Raw genomic sequence first — 20551 nt, 5'->3', positions numbered from 1 at the left:
GCTTATATTACTATGATGAATCTTATTTAGCTATTTTGATAAAACTGTAATCTTTTCTAAAGATTAGAGAATAATATAATGATGAAGCTACGGAGATAGTATATCAATTTAGTGGGATTCAAGGTGATGAGGGGTTGTGGGAATATTCACCTCAAAGCGATAGCCCAATTCTGGGGTTCCTTTTAGTTTGATATTGCCTTGTTGCAATTTTGCTAGATAACAACTAAATAATAGGGTTATCATATCGTAGCTATAGGTTTTAATCTCATCCAAATAAGATTTTATTTGCTCTTCAGATTTATTTTTTTTATCTGTGTCATAATACCGTTGAATTGCTTTGAGATAGCTTTCTGTTTTTTCGTAGGGAATACCATCTCCTAGCCATGGATGTTTGATGATAGTAGTTATTTTAATCTCGGATTGCTGGTGGGAAAAATGGACTTGAATATTGCCTCCCGGTCTAGCGGTTTCTATAATAGTTGTGACAAGATAATAAATGGTTTGCTTAATTTTTTCTCTATCCAAATACCAAAGTTTTTCTCCTGGTTCGAGGGATATGCGTAGGGAACATTGTTTATTTTGAGCAGAAATTTGTAAGGACTGAGTAATTTGTCCTGCTATTATTTCAATATCAACTAGGCTTAGTTCTAAGTTTTTGTTATTTTCTATGACTCCAAGGCTAGTAATTTCATCTAATAAGGCGGTGATTTCTTGACCACTATCATAGATAATGTTTAGGTATTCCAGTTGTTTTTCATTTATTTTGCCATAGATACCTTGTTTTAGGACGCTAGACATACCTATAACGGAGGTTAAGGGGAGGGATATTTTTTGAATTAATTGATTAACTAATTTTATCCTCAGATTAATTGAATAAGTACTTTGATAGTCTAGGTTATGGTCAGATACTGTTTGAAGGGAAGAGGAGAGTTGATTTATATTGCTCTCATAGCTTATGTTTTGGGGTGGTTGAGCGTTATTTATTAAAAAGTCTCTTTCATATTCTGCGATGCACCAACGGGCGGTAAGGGAAAAATATTCGATTTGTTCATCGGAAAATGGACGAGATTCTAGGTCAAAAATTTCTAAACAACCAATACATTCTCCCTCGGCGGTAATGAGAGGTACACCTAAGTAGGCTTTTATTTGATGATGTTGCACCAAGACATTTTGGAAAAAAAAAGAATCTTTTAGGGTATTCTCAATTTTGAGGGGTTTTTTACTATCAATTACGTAGGTGGCGAAAGAATCTTCTTTGGGGATTTTACGAGAGCGGATTAATTCACTATTGAAGCCAAAGTTGGCAACCCCGAATCCTGATTTAAAGTTATATTCTTCCCCATGGAGAATGCCTAAGATACATATGGGGGCATTAAGCACACGGGCTGATATTTGGGTGGCTTCGTCAAACATGGGAATGACTTTATTTTTATTCAGCTCTAACCGTGCGATCGCCTCTTGGTGACGATTCTTTCTCTCCTCTGGAGATTCATTATGCCAATGACAAAATAGGGGTGTCAGCATCCGACTGGGGAGTTAGTGTTGATTGTATTTTAAAATTCTATAACTTTTTTGGTCAATGAACCTCAGTAATTTAAAAGAATTGTCAATTTTGGGTTATTTATTATCAATTATCAATTATCAACTATCAATTATTTGCCCCTTGCCACCAAACAATGGAAGTATTAAGGGGCTGAATTGTTGCTTCTGGATAATAAAATTCGAGGATTTGTTGGGCAGAATAACCACGACTAGCCAGACTATAACTACCAAATTGACTTAAACCCACCCCATGACCAAAACCACCTCCCACAAAACGATAACCATCTAATTGATTACCATTTGTATATATTGGCTCAAGGTAAAATAAGGTACTCACAGGAGGCTCAAAAGCGCTTCTTACCTCATTTTTTTCTAGTTTTACCATACCTAAATCCGTTTCCACTTCCATGACCAAGATTCTACCTGATATGGAGCGTTGAGTAACTTCCATTTTTTTGATGGTTGTAAATTCTGCCAAGGGATGACGGATTCGCTCCAAATACTTACGTAAATCGTTGTTAAGATCATCAAGGGCGCGGGGACGATTCCAGCGAAATAGACGGCGCCCCACCTCGTTAAACCCCCTATCAAGGGAGATAAAACGTCTAAAGTTTGCCTCAACGCTGAGGGGATTTTGTTCTAAATTCCAAATGGGGGTAGGGGCATCGATCACTGGTTGAAGGTAAGATCTATCTTCCCCATTCCAAGTGTCGCTAAAGGCTGATGTGATGCCCCCAGAGGTGGAAAAATAGAGAGCATCCACCAACTCATCATCATAGGTTAATACTAAACCACGGGTAGAGGCGATCGCCCGATCCGACAGATTAGAAGTTTGTCCTAATCCGTAATATACCTGACAATGGGTTGTAGCACACATTTCATAATTATCAGCCTCAAAGCGACGGGTATTACGCAGGGCATAGGTACGGGCAATAATCGTTTGTGCTTCCGCAGCCGCTTGGGGTGCATTAGCCCCAATTTCATGGGGTACAACCCCCCGTAAATAAGTTTCTATATCAACCCGATTCACAAGGGTATAGTTACCGTAGGCATTGGGTTGGATATTTAAACGACCACCATACAAACGCACAGGGCCATCATTTCCTTCCCTTACCCTCACCAAATTTTTATTGGTCAAAATATCAAGGTAATCAACGGTATAGCTATTGTCCCCCACAGAAAAAGCCACTTCAGGAATTTCTAATAAAACCTCCGTTTCAATATAAACCCCCTCCATATCCGAGGCTTTAATGCTATTTAACAACAACCTTCTGAGTAAAGGAGTATTGTAAACATCCCTCTTTGCCCATACCTGCCAGCGTCCTGGCTGAGTAATTTCCACCTCAATGCCCAAATTTCGCCAACGGTTAGCATCATCCTCCGCTGTTTCAAAGGTAGCATGATCTCCCAAAATAACGGTTTCCTGAATTTTTCGTTCTACCAGGGCTTTGGGGGCAATGGTCAAAGTAACTTGATTTGTGGCAAGATTACGCACAGGGTTATTACCATCCTCTCCCCGCTCACGAAATCTGAGGTTAAGACTATCCCCCTCCGTACTACTGATAATTAACTTATCATCTCCTTCTTCCCCAAATCTTTGTACCACACCAACCCTCAACTCTACCCCTTGAGCCACAGAATAAGGGATATTAACCCCAAAAACGAGCATAGAGGAGAAAAGAATAGACCATGGGTTAGCCAAGAGATTACGGCACACCAAGGACGTTAACGATTTATACCCCATGATTTTAATCTACCTCTCCATCGAATAAACGAACCCATAATCTTTCCATTCCCCTTGTACCGCTGTAAAACAAAAGTTCCTCTAACAAAGAAAGGGCTAACTGATTCAACTCTTGGGGAGATGCTAAATATACAGAAACTTTAGCTCTTTTGGGGTTCATCCTCGAAATAAAGTGAGACTTAAAACGGGTGAAATATTCTGATAATCGAAAATTGTTCTCTAAGGGTATATCCTTATCCCTCATCTGCTGTACTGCCAATAGTAACTGAGTCATTGGCACAAGCAACTGTTTTGCACAAGTGTGGGTCAAAAGAATTAATGTTTTTAATTGTTCGGGGCTTAATATTTCTCGGTTATAACATTTGCGCCAAGGGTTCGTACAACGTAAGCGCCACAAATCAACTCGGTTATTGATAATGCCCTGAAGTCCCAAATGGTGAGAAGTTGCCAACATTTCTTCTGATGCTCCTAATCTCAAAGCTTCGATCGCCAATAGTAACAGATCTAATTGTTGTTGTACTCTTAACATTCCTCTGGTGGGGGGAGAGGAAATATCTGGTAATGTGTCGAGAATCACGGGAAGTGGATTACCTCCACTAGAATCATTATTCGGATTAGGAGTTAAGGGTACAGACTGGGTCATCTGGAAATTGTTGGTAAAATTACTAATCAATATTAATACTTTTGATGTACTGGATTGAAAAAAGTTTCCTTTTTGATCTGATTCTTATACTATCACAAGGTCTAATTATCTTTCTTTAAGTATATGTTCTTGTTTCAATCCCTTATCTACCACCCAAATTAAGTTTATCCTTTATATCTAAAAAATAGTCTCTGATTTGAGTGGCAGAAAATATATTACATTTATGTAGAGTTGCTGTCTAAAATCTAATCCGATGCTGGAAGAAACTGCATTGTTTCGGTGGTTTCAAATAGTTCTGAAGTATCCCCAGAAAAAATTGTACCGTCGGTGAGGGTTAATTTTCGGCTTGGACTCCCCGCTGATAAGTCTAAGTTAGCCATGTCAACCCAAAAAACATTGGGCTGACGAGTTGACTCAAAGAAATAGCGTCGATTTTTTTGATCTGCCACGGTACGCCAAATAGTTGAGGAAATTTCTGGTCGCTCGGGGGTTGCAATACCTAGGGGAACAGAAGTATTACGCATTACAGAGAAAACATTGGCAATTCCTTGCACCGCATCGGCGGTTTTAGGAACCGCATTAATATAAAAAGAAGCTCTTACAAAGCGATCGCTCGCTCGATTAGTACCGGGTAACATGGTTGTACCACCAATATTCTGCCAATAACCATTCAATGCCATTTGTTGCTCAAAGGGGGGCGAGTTGGTCATCACTTGATAGTCTCGGCTATGGTGAATTTGCAACTTCCCATCAATGTATTCAAAAATGGCGGAATCCCCTGTGGCATCAGAGACAGACAGGTGAACTGTTCCTTCTTTTCCGTCTGGGGATTTCATGGGAATAACATAAAATTCGTCTTTCTCCATGGCCGCCACTGCTTCTTCTACGGTGGCGAAGTTGTCGAGCATATACTGTACCCATAGGGATAATGATATTGCTTTACGAGAATCATCCGCACTGGGGGTGGGAAATTCTGTTTCAGTGAGATAAAGCATATTAGCCACTAACCCCATTTCATTCATGCCATCGGCGATGCCAATATCCCAAACACTAACCCCCACGCTACCATATTTTGATGTCCAAGCCATGGATTTTTCTCCCGCTAGTCCACTTCTTTCTATGCCCTTGGGAAATGCCCACAGGTTGCTGTCCATCTGGGTTAGCCAATCCATGGTACGACCAGTGATGACTAGATTTTCGTTTCCAAGATATACTGCTCTGGTACAGCCTAAGACAGGGAGTTGAAGCAAATTAACCATCATGGCTGAAAGTGCGATCGTTTTGACGAAGTCGGAATTATTGATAAGGTTGGTAAACGATGATAAAAACATCAAGATTTTTCCCATTTTATGAATAGTTTAATCTTTTACGATGATATTTAAATTCAACTTTTTGGTTATATATTTATAATTATTTGTTACATTCTGATGATGCTCCCGTAGTTTCTTTTTTTCTTCGTAATTAATTTTAATAGTAGGGGCTATCATTAGTAGGAATAATAAGTTTAGATAATTTAGATATAAAAGCATAAATTTATGGGTAAGGAAATAGGAAAATATTTGGTTTTTGCTCAGGCAGACATGGCAGAAGATGTCTCGCAGAAGTTGGCGACAGATTTTACTCTTGAGAAAGTACTTTATGCTCTTTTAGCCTTATTTCTTGCCTATGGGGCTGTTTTTTTCATCCAAAAAATTACTAATTGGATTGCGGAAAGAGTACCTCGCCGTTATCGCTTATTAACAAAGCAATCTTTACCTTTTTGGAAGGGATTAATTTTAATTAGCACTATTACTTATTTGGTAAGGTTATTTTTTAATCTATCTGAATCTAATTTGTTAGCGTTGACTGGTAGTATCGCCGTAGCCGTGGGTTTTGCTTTTAAAGATTATATTAGTTCTATTATTGCTGGGGTGGTTGCCTTATTTGAAAGTCCTTATCGTGTGGGCGATCGCGTTCAGATAGGCGATCACTATGGAGAGGTTGTCAGCTATGGCTTACGGGGTATTCAAATTCAAACCCCCGATGATAATACTGTCACCATACCCCATAATAAAGCATGGACAGAAGCTATCTCAAACTCCAATGGCGGTAATTTAGAAGCTCAAGTTGCCACAGAGTTTTTCTTTGAGCATGATGCGGATGATGAAATGATTATTAATATTCTTTATCAGGCGGCCTATAGCAGTAAATATACTCAATTAAAATTACCTATTGCTGTGTTGATGAAAGAGGAAGAATGGGGAACAAAATTTAAACTACGTTGTTATCCCATGGATGCAAGGGATGAGTTTCCCTATCAAACAGATTTAATTCGTCGGGCAAAAAAAGCCTTAGCCCGTCATAATGTTGCTTATCTAAAAAGACTTTCGGATGGTTAATTTTTCCCATGTCTAAATTACCAAAAATAGACCGCCAAAGAGAACATCAAGCCAACGAACGCACCTTCTTGGCATGGTTGCGTACTTCCATTGCTCTTATCGGTTTTGGTTTTGCCCTCACCCGTTTTGGTATTTTCCTTAAACAGTTAGAAATATCTTTAACAAGGGAAAGACTTAGTCAAAATGGCTTACTCAACTCGGAAAATTTAGGTGTTGTCCTAGTGGTTTTAGGAATATTAGTCATTGGAGTTGCCCTTCATAACTATAATCGAGCTTTTTGGCAAATTGAAAGGGCTGAGTATCAACCTAATCGTTTTATGGTGTTTATGACAGCCCTTCTGGTGGTTATTGTCGGTTTTCTGAGTTTGGCGGTGATGATTAGACGCAATCCTTTACCTATTTACAATCCTCCGTCACCACAAAATTATCTCGATGACTAACTATCTAGTTAAATAAGAAACTCCTACCAAAAAAGCCAATAAACCAACAGTAGTTAAAAAGAAATGCTTTAACGAAAGTCCCCCCTTATTAACCATATTACGCATGGCTAATTTTACATAACTAGGTTTTTCCTCTACATTATTTTCAGGCTTCGTGTCCACAGACTCAGGACGAGAATTAGTCATAATTATTTATCTAAAAATTAATTTAATATTCCTGTCCTAGCTTAACAAATTCAAAAGCCATTATATTAACCAAATCACCACAGGTAAAGTAATAAAACTCATTACCGTAGAAATGATAATAGTTTGAGCTACAATAGTCCCATTCCCCCCAAACTCCTTCACCATCACAAGAGTATTAACCGCCGTAGGCATAGCCGTTTGTAATACCAACACCTGTAAATCTATCCCCTCCAATCCCGTCATTCTGCCTACTCCCACCGCTATCAAAGGGGCGACAATTAACTTAGCCAAAGCCAATAAACACTCCCCCAGCGTCAAAATAAATTTGCTTTGTGCCAACTGCATTCCCAAAATAATCAAAGCAATAGGAATTGCCGAAATTCCCAATAACTCCATACTTCTGCCTAAATTAAACGGCAACTCAACCCCACTAATATTGAGCATAGCCCCAAAAACCATCGCCCAAATCAAAGGAAGTCTTAAAGTTAAAATAATTCCCTTTTTGATTCCTCTGTTACTCAAAATAGCAGGAAGCATTCCAAATAAAAAAATACTAGAACCAATCATATAAATAATAGCTCTATCTAAACCCTCATCTCCTAATGCAAAAGTAGTTATCGGTAAGCCCATATTGCCATTATTCGGGCAAAGAATCACTGCAAAAATACTTTGTCGGTTATCCTTATCAACCTTGAGAATGAATGCAAATAACCAAATTACACCATAAATAACTAGAGAAATTAGCCCATAACTTAAGATAATGAGTACGACACTTCTTCCCGAAACCGTATTACGATAGAGGCTATCTGCCACAATAGCAGGGGCAAGAATATAAATACTCAACTGACAAAGACTAGATTGATCTAAATTTAGCTTTTGCCCTGCAATGTAACCAATAATAATTATTAACCCGACAGGTAAAACCGCCGACAAAATTACATTCATAAAACTTTTTACGAGGATAATACAATATATACTAGCCTCGTATCACTCCAGAAAAGTCATTTAACTATTCTGAAGCAATGCTTTTAAACTTAATCTTATTTATCCGAAAAGTAACCATTCACCAGTTGCCAATAAACTTGTTAAAATACTGAAGGAATATTACAGTTAAATTTTTAGGCTTACATAATATGGTAGTCACCGCAAATCGTAAGGCATCCTCCCTCGGTAAATTTAAGAAACCATTACAAAAAATTAACTGGTCATTACTGGCATCCATTGCATTTCATGGAGCATTCTTTGGTCTTATTTTACCAGAACTAAACTTAAATTCTCAGTCAGAAAACGCTGACATATCGGGGGAAACTAACGTAATTGAATTAAATGCCCTTGAACAAACAAGACTACCTAATTTTTCTAGCCCCCAAAGGTTTGCTAATTTCAATAATTTGAACCTTCCCAACGGCACAGAAAATGGCATTGATAGCATTCCTATGCCCAATTTTGATGGTTTACCATTTTCCTCCTATGACAACTCCTTTTCTTCTTTACCTGCTCCCCCACCTTTACCACCTATTTCAGGGGGATTTAACTCTAACTATGGCGGTAATATTATTGACATTCCAGCACCCATAAATTTACCAGCGCCCCCTCCCCTCAGTTTTAACGCTAATATTCCAGCGCCCCCTAGTTTCAACGATACCCCTATTACCAATAATAATTTTGACAACTTAGAAGGAAGAGTTATTGATATAGTGCCAAAATCTCCTGAAGAAGAAGCGGAAATTCGCCGTGCTATTTTTCAGGGTAGAGATGAGCAAGATATTGCCAATCCTCGAGATGTTTTTAATAATCGCAACTCTTCTATCGCGAGAAATGAAACTAATGAAAATGATGAGCCTTTAGTTAATATTGTCTCTAATAATCCCAATAATAATACCCAAACGGAAAATTTAACCCCCAGAATAGCCCCAAGGGATGAAAATGTTAGTGATGAAGAAGCGAGAAAAAATTACATCGCTTGGCTTCAAGATGTAGAAAATCCTACTCCCCAAGAAATTACTATCACAGGTATTTATCCCTCAGAGGCTTGTGCTAACAACATTGAAGGAATAGCAACCTATGGAGTCAGTGTTAATAGTCAGGGAGGTGTAATTAATACTCAACTTATTAAAAGTTCGGGTTATCCTTTACTTAATAGTCAAGCCCTTGAACAAATTAAAGCAAGAAGTTTTGAAAATGGCACAGGGGCAAACAAACCTTTCCATGTTTATGTGGAATTTAAGCCCACTAATGAGGTATGTGCATCTAGTGCTTCTACTACCAATAATAATTCCCCAAGTCCAGTTAATAACTCGCCTAATAACAATCAAACTCCCACCGTTAATCCTCCCACTAACACCCCCGCCAATAACAGTCAAAATCCGGTGGATAATAACCCCCCAAGGGCGAGAAACAATGCCCCAGAAATAAATTCTTCAGGGGTAACTCCAGCCCAACTTAATATTAATCCTCCAGCTAATCCTCCTAAAACTCCCGAATCGGTGAGAGATATTCTTTCTAATACTCAATCTCAGAATAGTAATAATAGCTCGGAAAATCAGTCTCAACAAAACTCTAACGATGAGGAGTTAGATATAGAAAATGGTGCTAATTCCCTGGGAAGCGAACCTATTACTCCAGAAAACAAAGATTTAGAATTAGAATTTATAGATTAATTTTCATTAAAAAAGAAGGTTATAACAATGTAAAAAAAGATAAAATAGTATCATAATAAAACTAATAAAAAAGGTATTTTTTTTATGGCGGAAATAAATAATAAAAGAAGTAGCCGTCGGGTTTTGGCTGTATGTAAGGCATTAGATAATGACGGGCATTTTGTGGGTTTTACCCTCGACATTACTAAGGATGGTATCCATTTGATTGTGGAAAAATCGTTTAACCCTTCATCCACCTTTGATTTAATTCTTAATTATCATTTTGATTCTGATACTCAGTTGTCTAATGTCCCCATTACCGTGGAGAAAATGTGGCGTAAATCTACCAATGATGAATATGATCAAATTGGTGCTAAAATTGTTGACACAAAACAACCAGAAGCCCTGGCACAGTTAGTGGCTTTTTGTGACAAAAGAGCGAAAGAAAAATATGAATTTTCTCTCGAATTAATTTAATTTACCCCGTTTATTTATCATGATTGATGAGCAGGAATTTATCCTTAAATTAAGACAAAAAAAATATCGATTAAATGAAGTTTTAGATAGTTTTAAAAACCTTAATTTACTGGTGATAGGAGATTTAACCCTCGATGAGTTTTTGACAGGAGAAGTTGAGCGACTTTCGAGGGAAGCCCCTGTCTTAATATTACGTCATGAAGACACTAATCAAATTCCTGGGGGCGGTGCCAATGCTGTTTATAATTTGGCTAAACTAGGGGCTAATATTCGAGTGGCTGGATATGTGGGGGATGACATTCAGGGGGATGCCCTCTTAAAAATTTTTGAATCAGCAAATATTGACACGAGGGGCATCATAAAAGATTATAGTCGCCCTACGGTGACAAAAACTCGCATTGCTGGTCATGCGAGGCAGTCTGTTACTCAACAAATCGTTAGGGTTGATAGAAAGTCTGATACTTTACCTTCTGAGGAGTTACAGTCAGAATTATCGGATTATATTGATGGTCAATTGTATCATGTGGATGGGGTAGTTTGTTCGGATTATGGTGATGGGGTATTTACTCAACCTATTATTAAGTCTTCTTTAAATCATCATTTGGTGGTGGTGGATACTCAAAAGGATTTACAACGGTTTTCGGGGGCAACGCTTTTTACTCCTAATTTACCCGAGGCTGAATTGGCGGTGGGTTATGCTATCAGTGATGATGCTAGTGTGTTGTCGGCAGGAAAGGATTTATTGGCTAAAACTCAGGCTAAATATATTTTGATTACTAGGGGTGAGGAGGGAATGAGTTTGTTTTCTTACCAAGATAATCTATTACAAGTAGAGCATATTCCTGCTTTTAATCGTACCGATGTTTTTGATGTGACGGGGGCAGGAGATACAGTGGTGGCGGCACTTTCTTTGGCTTTATGTAGTGGGGCGACTCCTTGGGAGGCAGCGGTTTTGGGCAATTTGGCTGCTAGTATTGTGGTAAGGGTATTTGGCACGGCAACTACTTCTATTGAGGAAATGAAGGAAGCTCTTAATATATATTTAGAGGAAAACTAGCGTTACTCCTTCCATTATAATAAAATGGTACAGCACAGCATAGCCATAAGGGAAACTCGTGATGTTAAGCTACTTTCTCGCAATTATTATTGTCATTGCCAGTTTAAATTTATATTTAAGCGCTTTTATTCGTCCCAAAATTCACCGTCGAGATGATTTTCTCTGGAGTGGGTTAGGGTTATTTTATGGTTTGACTTTATGGGTTTGCGCAGGAAGAGTGAGTGGGGCTATTTTACTATCTCAATTGGCTATTGTAACCGTTGCGATCGCCTTTATGTGGGAAAATATAAGTTTACGCAAGGCATGGATAGCTGAGGAAAAAAATACTTTAGAAGGTTTTTCGATACTAAGTTTTGTTTTAAATACTTTAGGTAAATTTTCTAAACCTAAAAAGAAAAAAGAAGTTATTTCTCAACAGGTAAAAGAGGAAAAAACTGCACCATCTGAGGAAGAAAATTTCCCCGAAATTACCCCAGAAATAAAAGAAGCCCTAGAAAAAGTTGAGGAAGAAGAAATTACTCAGTTTTCAGAAATAACCACCTCTGAAACTGTCAAGGAAACGGAGGAAAACAATTTAGACACTCCACAAGAGGTAGTAACTAATGATTTAGCCCAAGAGTTGGAAGAAAATGCTCAACCTTATCCACAAGAAGATGAATCTTTGATGGTGAGTAAAGAAGAAGATTCTTTGATGATAAACCAAAAAGAGGATAAACAAGAAAATTCTTCAATGGTAGATGAGGAAGAAAAATCAACAGAATTACCCCAGAAAAAAAGTTTCCTCGGTGGAATCTTTAGTATTTTTAGTAGGAAAAAGAAATCAATTAAACAAGAAGAAAGTATCAGTAAAGAAGAAGATGACATAGGAGATAATTTTATTGATAATCCCGAAGATGAGAATAATAAAGATGGATTTTTTGATGAGGAAGAAGAAGAAAATAAACAAGCCTCTCAAGACGCAGAAGAAAACACCTCTGATTTACCCATTGATGAGGAAACTTTAGCAGAATTTTCCCCTGATGAACAAACTGTTTCTGATAATGATGACATCACCGATTTAGAAGCCTCGGCGGATGATGAGACTGTGTTAGAAGATGATAATTATATAGATGACTTAGAAACTTCCTCTGATGATGAAACTGTTTTAGAAAAAACCTCTACGGATGAAGCACAAAACGATTTGTTAGAAGCATCTGCGGATGATGAAACTTTATTAGAGGATGACAGCTTTAATGAAGAAGAGAATATCTCTTTTAATCAAGATATGGATAGTGAGGATATTTCTGATGTTTCTAAAGATACTGGTGAGGAAAATTCTCTGGTTTCAGAAGTGATGGAAGAAGATAGTAGTTTCATAGATAAGAATCCAGCGGAAATACCCTCAGAAGATACTATTAATTCTTTTGATGATGTAACGAATAAATTAAACTCCGAGAATGTTGTGGAGTCTGATAACTGGGATTTTTTGGATGATGAGGAGGAAAAAAAACAAGAGGATGATTCTTCGGCTGATAAGGGTGAAAACATTGATGACATCTTGGAGGAGTTTGATAAGAAAGATTAGTATAAAATTTCTTGGTATGGTAAAAAGCCTTTCTCTGGTTGCCATTGAATTGTGCCTATTTGGTTGAGGGAATAGGTTTTGATATTTTTGGTTTCTAATACTTCTTGTTGATTAAAATAGTTATAGTTAATGGCAATAGATGGGTTTAGTTGTTCAATGTCTGATATTGATAGGTTATTTCCAGACCATATTAAGTTATCAATTTTACCTATACTAGATGTATCTAAGTTAATGCTTTTGTCTGCATTTACTAGCATCCATTTTTTTTCTGCTATTTCCCATGTGATAATATTTAAGTCATTGGAAATAGGGTGTAAGTTAATAGGGTTATTTTGATTTTGATAAATGTTTTTTATGTTAGTTTTTCGGTTGAGGTAATTGAGAGATAAGTTGTTTTCGTTATTTGCTTTGACTAGAATTAAGTCAATGTTATTTATTCCTTGATGGTTAAGAAAGTTAGTAAGAGCATAGTTAATGTTATTTTTTTCTGGTAGATTAATAACATAGTTACGAAGGTTATTCTCTATAACTATAATTGCCTGTTGATTACTCCTCATCATCGTAATTTGAGTTAAGTTTATTTTTTGGTAAGCAATGGGAATAATCATTAAACAAACTATAAAGATGCTTAATTCTCTCCATCTTTTTTGTAGTCTTTTATTAAAGTAAATGGCGATATAAATGGAATAGGCAATTAGTATGGTTATTAGGGATATGTTACCCATCGCTAAGGATGAAAACGGTAAATTATTACTAATTTTTACAATCTCAATCATCAACCAAATGAAAGGATATAAAATAAGGGTGATCGCACTTGCTATAATAGGAAAAAATAAACCGATAAAACCAGTTATGATGCCCCCCAAACTGACAATTAACACCAACGGAGAAACAATAATATTCGTCAAAATACTGTAAAGAGGAAGACGATTAAAAATATAACCCTGTAAAGGTAAAATCCAAATAGTAGCCGACAAAGGCACCGCAATTAACCCCGCAACATTAATCGGTAAAAAATCTAAGCGGGAGACAATAGCAGGAAGAGTAACAATTAAGCCAAAAGTAGCCAAAAAACTAAGCTGAAAACCTAAATCCCAAATCCACAGAGGATTGATTAACAGTAAAATAAATCCCGTTAAAAATAAACTAGCAAAAATATTCACCCGACGATTATCATCCAAAAGGGCAATCAATACCCCCAACCCCATAAAACTAGCCCTCAATACCGAAGGATAAAATCCCGTAAGAGTCAGGTAAAACAAAAGACTAATTATCCCAAGACTTAAACGCCACCCAGAAGAAAGTTTTTTTGTTAGCCACAAAACAAAGCCCAATAAAAGAGACACATGGAAACCAGAAGCCGCCAAAATATGGGCTAATCCAGCATCCCGAAAAGAATCTTGAATCTCGAAAGATAAATCAACCCCCCGACTACCAATTACCATGGCACTAACCAGAGTACCACGGGGAATATTAAGATATCGTACATGGGTTTGAATAACTCTTTTTCTCAACCAATATACTGACTGTTGATAAACGTTACCAAATTGATTTAACTCAACTTTTTCTGCAGTAAAACCAGCCCAAATTCCTTGTCGTGATAAAAAACTAGCAAAATCAAAACCCCCTGGTTGACTTGCCATGGGTGGTTGATACAATCTCCCTGTTAAAGTTACTTCCATGGAGGGAAATAAATCAATGGTTTCTAATAAGGGCGCTGTTACATATAGTTTACCGTTTACCTTTTTTCCTTCAAATTCCTTAGCTTCAAGGGTAAATCTTGCCCTTTGGTTACGATTTACTTGTAGGGGGGTAATAATTTTTCCTTTGACTTGTAAAGTGTTATCAAAGTTGTTTTCTATCTGGTTGAGTTGATGACTTATATCAATATTTGAGGGAGTCGGTAAGCGCCATTGATAGTAATAGTAACCACTGACAATAGTTAAACCTGCTATTAACCACCATATCTTTTTTGGGGCAAAATGCCATTTTAAGGGAATAATAAAAGCGAGAGTTACACTGACAACAATAACTCCTAATATCAGTAATATCTCATTATTTTCAAAGATGCTTAACCCTGTTAAGAATAAGCCGATCACATAGGATATGATAAGCAAATATATTTTAGAACTATCTCTATTCGGCATTGTCTTCAGCCAAGATGCTATCTACTAATTGACATAATTTTAGACTATTTCCTAGAAAGTCAATCTTCTTATTATATTTTGGGCATTGCTGATTTTAGATATGATTTCTCATTTATGAGGGAAATAGGGAATGATGATAGTATTTTTATATTCCAATTTTGAGCATAACTAGATTATATTTCGTACTACAGCCCTTACAAAGCCGTATTTTGAATTACAAAAAACAAACTTTTCTTTTAAAATACTCTCAAGTCAAAACAAATTCCTTAAATGTTTCTTTGTGTCCTTCGTATATTTGCGAGATATGATTAACGAGGGTCGATGGAATATTACAAAATGTTAAAAAATCGCTTTTTTTCTTGACTTTTGTCCTTTTACACGGGATTATAAGAATGTCTATAATATAATGGAAATCTGACCGTTTGTATTTATTTTTGTCAGGCCTCCCATTATCTAAATAATAACATAAACTCGGACAAACAACCACAACAAAAGCCCAAAAAAACTCGTCTTTTTTAACGTGAAAACCTTTATGTTTATAAGATGCTAGTACTATCTAACACTTGCCTCTGCTAAAACATTTTATAGTTAAACCTGATCATGAAGTTTATTAATTTCATCAGCGCACTTTTGCGTAACTAACTCTAAATCTTTTTTCTTGGTGGAAGCTGGAGGGGCAATAACATCCCCTATTTTGATAGTCACAGATGCAGGTTGAGGTAACTTTTTGCTATCCACTAAAATGTTTTCGGTACCACAAAGACAAACAGGTAATATAGAAGCCTGAGATTTAGCGGCAATTAGAGCGGCTCCTAATTTGGGGTTGTAAACCCTACCATCAGCGGTGCGAGTACCTTCGATAAAGACACAGGTAGCCCATTCTTGCTCTATTCTAGCTAATGCCTGACGGATAGCGTTGCGATCGCCCTCACCCCGACTAACAGGATAAGCACCCAAGAAAGAAATTAACTGACCAAAAAGACGAGAATTAAATAACTCTTGCTTTGCCATAAAAGAAATTCTGCGAGGAATTGCCGAAGCAAGGATAGGAGGATCAAAAATACTGGCATGATTACTGACAATCATCAACTTTCCCTCACGGGGTACATTTTCCACATTTTCCACTTTGCCCCGAAAATAGAGATGAAAAAAAGGAGATACTACCAGAAACCTTGCTAAATAATAAATTGCTGGATTAGTCTTTTTAACGGATAATTTTGAATCCTTAGTCATTTTCTAATTCTTCTGTTAAGATACTTTAAGTCAATAAACCTGAGGGAAGCAGAGACTGCCTAAAAGGAATGAGAATTTTATACTTTAGCAAATAGAACAAAAATAATTGATCATTCGATTTTTTTTTACAACTTCCATGGCGGTAACATACCCATCCCACAAAGGTGTATGATCAACCACCAACAATTAATTATTACTCAAAACATATAAGTAGTATGAATAACTTATAAACCCCCATTTTTAGTTTTTAAAAACCATAACCAATTTTTGAAACTTAAAATAATTAATTACTTCTAACACACCATAAAAACAATACATTTAACTCCGTTCATTATCATATGATTAAAAAGCAACATTTTATCACTTGGCTATCAATTCTTTCTTTTGCCTCCGCTGGGGCTGTATCCGCCCAAACCAATGCTTCTATCCTTGAGTTTAATCCTTCCTCTGAAGGGCAATCTATTCCCATTCCTGTTACTCCTCCAGAAACTAGAAGTGTCGCCCCTAATATCTGTACCCCTGAATTAAACGCATCTATTCAACAGGTTATTGATGCCTATGGTGGAGGTTGGGGAATTTTGGTGCAAAGTCTGGAGACAGGGGAAACTATTTATCATTACAATGCGGATCGAGGTTTTATTCCTGCTTCTAATACAAAGATATTAACCACAGCGGCGGCTTTACAAAGAATGGATCCTAATGCTACCTTTAGCGGTAGCACTTCATTGAGAGAATGGATTAATGTCACTAATTTGAGAAGTAATAATTATTATGCTGATACATTATTGCGCCGTGTGGGCGGTTCGGCTACGGCTAAACAAATTTTGGCACAAATGGGGGTGAATCCTAGTGCTTTTCATTTTGCCGATGGCTCTGGATTATCTCGTAATAATGTTGCTACCCCAAGGGCGATCGTTGAGACTTTAAGAGTAATGTATAATGACCGTCACCGGGATGTATTTTTAGCCTCTTTACCGACGGCGGGGGTGAGTGGTACTCTGACTAATCGCATGAGACAAACCCCTGTACAGGGCATCGTGAGAGCAAAAACTGGTACTCTCAGGGGTGTAAGGGCTTTATCTGGTTATTTAGATCATCGGGAGCATGGTACTTTAATATTTAGTATTATGGCCAATCATCCTACTAATGTGGGTACTAATTTAGTAGGGGCCATCGATCAAATGTTAATTCGTATTAACATGGCTGGGCCTTGTGATTCTTAAAGAATTTGTAACAAAATTGACATAGGCATTTAACCATGAAAATATAGTTTATTAGCCCTATCCGTGATGGTTTTTGGTGGTGGGGGAGGTAATCTATATTTACAGTTTGGGAGTATGGTCTATGATTGTTTATGTATTATTATATAATTCGGGAACCAGTAATGAGGGTATTCATACCTTACAGATAGGCGATCGCGATTGTGTGTTAATGTTTGAGTCTGAGGATGATGCGGTGCGCTATGCTTTGCTTTTGGAGGCTCAGGATTTTCCTTTGCCCTCGGCGGAGGGTATCGAAATAGAGGAAATTGAGGATTTTTGTGCCAGTGCGGGGTATGACTACAAATTTATCTCTGATGGGATGTTAGAAGTCCCCCCTGAGAATAATGTTGAGCATATGGACTGGGATATTGATGGTACTCCTCAAGCACCCATTACGGAAAATTCTTCGGAAGCGGAAATGTCTGCTTTTGAATTAGAGCGCATTCGTCGCCAATTGGAGGGGCTACTATAATTAATTGATAATTGAGAATGGATAATGGATAATGTTGTTTGACTGTTAATTAAAGTTTTAATGGTCAATAAACAACGTTGATAATTTTGGTTTTTAATCATGAATAATGAAATCACTAGGGGACATCTTTTAACTGAACAGATTAATCCTCTTAGTACTAATTTGGATCAGCTTTCTTGTTTGGAAATTGTTGATGTTTTTAATCAGGAAGATCAAAAAACCGTAGATGCGATCGCCCTTGCCCGGGAATCCTTAGCCCAAGCCATTGACATTACCGCCCAATTCCTTGGTAAAGGGGGGCGGTTATTTTACATCGGAGCAGGTACTAGCGGACGTTTAGGGGTGCTTGATGCGGCGGAATGTCCCCCCACCTTCTGCACAGATCCCACCCTCGTACAAGGCATTCTAGCGGGGGGAGAAGGGGCTATGTTCAAAAGTTCCGAAGCCCTCGAAGACTTACCCGAAGATGGGGCAAAGGCGATCGCCCTTAACGACATTACCGAAATTGATGTAGTAATAGGCATCACCGCAGGAGGTACCACTCCTTACGTCCATGGAGCCTTAGAAGAAGCCCGAAAAAGAAAAGCCAAAACTGTTTTTATTAGTTGTATCCCCCAAGAGCAACTAAAAATAGAAGTAGATGTCGATATTAGACTACTCACAGGCCCTGAAGTCCTAGCAGGTTCAACCCGTCTCAAAGCAGGTACAGTAACCAAAATGGCATTAAACATCATTTCCACAGGGGTAATGGTAAAACTAGGCAAAGTTTACGGCAACAGAATGATCGACGTATCCGTCACCAACAGTAAACTATTAGACAGAGCCTTAAGAATTATCACCGACTTAACCGACTTAGAGCGAGACAAAGCCCAAGAATTATTAACCGCCAGTGGCTCAAAAGTAAAATTAGCCCTATTAATGCACTGGAAAAACCTTAGTAAAACCCAAGCCCAAACCCTCCTAGAAAAACATCAAGGCAACCTACGTCAAGCCGTCAATAACTAAAAATGGTCACCAGAAAAACATTTATAACAAACCATAACATCGAAATATCCTACCTAGAATGGCATCAAGGAAAAACCCCCCTACTACTATTACACGGCATGGCAGACCATAGCTTAGTATGGGACAATTTAGGGGAATATTTACAACAAAAATATCATATCATCGCCCCCGACCTGAGAGGACACGGCAACAGCAGTAAACCAGAAAAAGGTTATTTCAACGATGATATTATCCATGACCTAGAAGCCCTCCTCCGTCACCTACAATGGGATAAAATTCATGTCATCGCCCATTCTTGGAGTGCCAAATTAGTTCCCATTTGGGCAACCCAAAACCCCCAACTTTTTCAGACAATGACCCTAGTTGATCCCTTTTATATCAACAAAATTCCTCGTTGGAGCAAAATCACATTCCCTTTTTTATACAAAGTCTTGCCCTTTCTCAAAATGACAGGCACTTTTCCTGACTATCAATCCGCAGAAAAGACCGCCAAATCCCTCAAACAATATCAAGGTTGGTCAGAATTACAACAAAAAGTATTTGAATACAGCATTACCCAAAACGAAAATCAACAATGGTCTAGTAAATTTGCATCCCACGCCAAAGATGAAATTTTTATCGATGTCATGCTACAAGCAGGATTAACAGAAAAATTAACCATTCCGACTCTTTTTATTAAACCCGAAAAAGGGCTAAACAAAAGTCCATGGCAAATTAAACCCTTTGAAAAATATCTCCCTAATTTAACCATCAAAACAGTACGAGGAAATCATTGGGCTTTTTTAGTAGAACCAGAACCATTTAATCAAGTTATTGCCGAATTTTTATCTAAAAATTAACTTTCATCTTTATGAATTTTTTCCCTTAATAAATCAAGTATTTCCCCAGTAATATTAATAATTTGATTAGGACCAAAACCCCCCTTATCAAGTTCCTTAAAAATAGCCTTTGCTACAATATCCGAAATCTTAGCAGGATCTGGAGTAATATTTGAAATTTTATTTCCTTTTTCTTCTACCTCCTTAGATACCGCAATTTCAAGAAATCTTGATTGCAACATATTTTGCAACTCGATAATTTGAATTGATTTACCAATAAAAAGAGCAAATATTTTTAAAATTTCTAAATCCTTATTATTAAAAGGTTTATCATTATTTTGTTCACTAACATTAATAACCCCAATCACCTGATTACCAATGAAAATAGGTGCAGAAATTAAACTTTTATAATCATGCTCTTTTTGTCTCGCCACTTGCACAAATGGAGATTTATTAATATCCTCCACTAGCAAACACTCTCCCGTAGAAGCCACATACCCCGCAATGCCATCATTTAGATGGGTAACTTCCTCATAGGCTTCCTTGGGTAAATCCCCATAATGGGTAAACACCCTTAAATAAGGCTCTTGTTTTTTATTACCTTGACTATCTATTACTCTGGTTTGTAAGAGCATAATAGAACATTTTTTTGACTCTAAAATTTGAGCCGTCATATACGCCAAGTCTTTTAAACCTGTTTCAACATTGCTATTTTTTTCTAAAAAATTAGTAACCCCTAATAATTGGAATAAAAAGCCTTCAGACTTAAGAGAGGGGTTTTCGTTTACGAGATTTTGAGAATCACTTGATGTTGTTTTTATCATTTTTTCTGCCATGGTAATAAAATTATTGATAATATTGACAAAATTATAATCCTAAATTTTGCTTACTTTCTTCTTTTATGTAGTGTTTTTTTAAGATTTTTTTATCAATAAAGTTAGGGA

General features: G+C 37.3%; 19 protein-coding genes. 10 read left to right on the top strand and 9 right to left on the bottom strand.

Going from position 1 to position 20551, the window contains the following annotated elements:
- Nucleotides 1-108 precede the first annotated feature (108 nt).
- The 4 genes from A5482_RS06800 to A5482_RS06785 form a co-directional block, all read right to left on the bottom strand.
- A complete protein-coding gene (locus tag A5482_RS06800; protein WP_446684829.1) occupies nt 109-1524 on the bottom strand; it encodes a GAF domain-containing sensor histidine kinase in 1416 nt (471 codons plus the stop codon).
- 124 nt (nt 1525-1648) lie between these two features.
- A complete protein-coding gene (locus tag A5482_RS06795; protein WP_069790198.1) occupies nt 1649-3286 on the bottom strand; it encodes a SpoIID/LytB domain-containing protein in 1638 nt (545 codons plus the stop codon).
- 4 nt (nt 3287-3290) lie between these two features.
- Nucleotides 3291-3929 carry a DUF3038 domain-containing protein gene (locus tag A5482_RS06790; protein WP_069790197.1) on the bottom strand — a complete coding sequence of 213 codons (639 nt, stop codon included), beginning with the start codon at nt 3927-3929 and terminating at the stop codon, nt 3291-3293.
- Between the two features lie 245 nt (nt 3930-4174).
- Complete coding sequence (locus A5482_RS06785; RefSeq protein ID WP_069790207.1) at nt 4175-5260, bottom strand: linear amide C-N hydrolase; 1086 nt, start codon at nt 5258-5260, stop codon at nt 4175-4177.
- Between the two features lie 204 nt (nt 5261-5464).
- Here A5482_RS06785 and A5482_RS06780 point away from each other — a divergent pair, with 204 nt between their 5' ends.
- Both A5482_RS06780 and A5482_RS06775 read left to right on the top strand, forming a co-directional pair.
- Nucleotides 5465-6307, top strand: coding sequence for a mechanosensitive ion channel family protein (locus A5482_RS06780; RefSeq protein WP_069790196.1), 843 nt, complete (start codon nt 5465-5467; stop codon nt 6305-6307).
- Between the two features lie 8 nt (nt 6308-6315).
- Nucleotides 6316-6747, top strand: coding sequence for a YidH family protein (locus tag A5482_RS06775; protein WP_069790195.1), 432 nt, complete (start codon nt 6316-6318; stop codon nt 6745-6747).
- Here A5482_RS06775 and A5482_RS06770 read toward each other — a convergent pair whose 3' ends face one another.
- Nucleotides 6748-6933, bottom strand: a complete 186-nt coding sequence (locus A5482_RS06770) for a DUF3285 domain-containing protein (protein WP_069790194.1) — start codon at nt 6931-6933, stop codon at nt 6748-6750. It abuts the gene before it with no gap.
- 60 nt (nt 6934-6993) lie between these two features.
- Nucleotides 6994-7878 carry an AEC family transporter gene (locus A5482_RS06765; protein ID WP_069790193.1) on the bottom strand — a complete coding sequence of 295 codons (885 nt, stop codon included), beginning with the start codon at nt 7876-7878 and terminating at the stop codon, nt 6994-6996.
- Nucleotides 7879-8066: 188 nt separating this feature from the next.
- Between A5482_RS06765 and A5482_RS06760 the strand changes: the two genes are divergently transcribed.
- The 4 genes from A5482_RS06760 (at nt 8067) to A5482_RS06745 (ending at nt 12670) form a co-directional block, all read left to right on the top strand.
- Entirely contained in the window at nt 8067-9593 is a 1527-nt protein-coding gene (locus tag A5482_RS06760; RefSeq protein ID WP_069790192.1) for an energy transducer TonB, read from the top strand.
- A gap of 84 nt (nt 9594-9677) precedes the next feature.
- The gene (locus tag A5482_RS06755) at nt 9678-10049 is read left to right on the top strand and encodes a PilZ domain-containing protein (RefSeq protein ID WP_069790191.1); all 372 of its coding nucleotides are present in this window, start codon (nt 9678-9680) and stop codon (nt 10047-10049) included.
- A 19-nt stretch (nt 10050-10068) separates the two neighbouring features.
- Complete coding sequence (locus tag A5482_RS06750; protein ID WP_069790190.1) at nt 10069-11106, top strand: bifunctional heptose 7-phosphate kinase/heptose 1-phosphate adenyltransferase; 1038 nt, start codon at nt 10069-10071, stop codon at nt 11104-11106.
- A gap of 61 nt (nt 11107-11167) precedes the next feature.
- The gene (locus A5482_RS06745) at nt 11168-12670 is read left to right on the top strand and encodes a Ycf66 family protein (RefSeq protein ID WP_069790189.1); all 1503 of its coding nucleotides are present in this window, start codon (nt 11168-11170) and stop codon (nt 12668-12670) included.
- Here the strand turns inward: A5482_RS06745 and A5482_RS06740 are convergent.
- Together A5482_RS06740 and A5482_RS06735 are read right to left on the bottom strand one after the other, a co-directional pair.
- Complete coding sequence (locus tag A5482_RS06740) at nt 12667-14817, bottom strand: ComEC/Rec2 family competence protein (RefSeq protein WP_069790188.1); 2151 nt, start codon at nt 14815-14817, stop codon at nt 12667-12669. The two genes, A5482_RS06745 and A5482_RS06740, sit on opposite strands and share 4 nt — an antisense overlap.
- A 588-nt stretch (nt 14818-15405) precedes the next feature.
- A complete protein-coding gene (locus A5482_RS06735; protein WP_069790187.1) occupies nt 15406-16050 on the bottom strand; it encodes a lysophospholipid acyltransferase family protein in 645 nt (214 codons plus the stop codon).
- Nucleotides 16051-16388: 338 nt separating this feature from the next.
- Between A5482_RS06735 and A5482_RS06730 the strand changes: the two genes are divergently transcribed.
- The 4 genes from A5482_RS06730 to A5482_RS06715 all read left to right on the top strand — a co-directional run bounded on the left by A5482_RS06730 (nt 16389) and on the right by A5482_RS06715 (nt 19628).
- Complete coding sequence (locus tag A5482_RS06730) at nt 16389-17273, top strand: D-alanyl-D-alanine carboxypeptidase (RefSeq protein ID WP_069790186.1); 885 nt, start codon at nt 16389-16391, stop codon at nt 17271-17273.
- Nucleotides 17274-17394: 121 nt separating this feature from the next.
- Nucleotides 17395-17784 (top strand): DUF3110 domain-containing protein, encoded by a 390-nt coding sequence (locus tag A5482_RS06725; protein WP_069790185.1) that lies wholly within the window; start codon nt 17395-17397, stop codon nt 17782-17784.
- A gap of 99 nt (nt 17785-17883) precedes the next feature.
- Nucleotides 17884-18789 carry an N-acetylmuramic acid 6-phosphate etherase gene (gene murQ, locus A5482_RS06720; protein WP_069790184.1) on the top strand — a complete coding sequence of 302 codons (906 nt, stop codon included), beginning with the start codon at nt 17884-17886 and terminating at the stop codon, nt 18787-18789.
- Nucleotides 18790-18791: 2 nt separating this feature from the next.
- Complete coding sequence (locus A5482_RS06715) at nt 18792-19628, top strand: alpha/beta fold hydrolase (protein WP_069790183.1); 837 nt, start codon at nt 18792-18794, stop codon at nt 19626-19628.
- On the opposite strand, the gene A5482_RS06710 is transcribed toward A5482_RS06715, so the two are convergent.
- Nucleotides 19625-20443: a GAF domain-containing protein gene (locus A5482_RS06710; RefSeq protein WP_242411911.1), complete on the bottom strand. Its 819-nt coding sequence runs from the start codon at nt 20441-20443 to the stop codon at nt 19625-19627. The two genes, A5482_RS06715 and A5482_RS06710, sit on opposite strands and share 4 nt — an antisense overlap.
- Between the last annotated feature and the right edge of the window lie 108 nt (nt 20444-20551).

Origin of the sequence: Cyanobacterium sp. IPPAS B-1200, assembly GCF_001747005.2 — a bacterium.
Taxonomy (GTDB): Bacteria; Cyanobacteriota; Cyanobacteriia; order Cyanobacteriales; family Cyanobacteriaceae; genus Cyanobacterium.
This window is presented reverse-complemented; position numbering and strand designations above follow the sequence as displayed.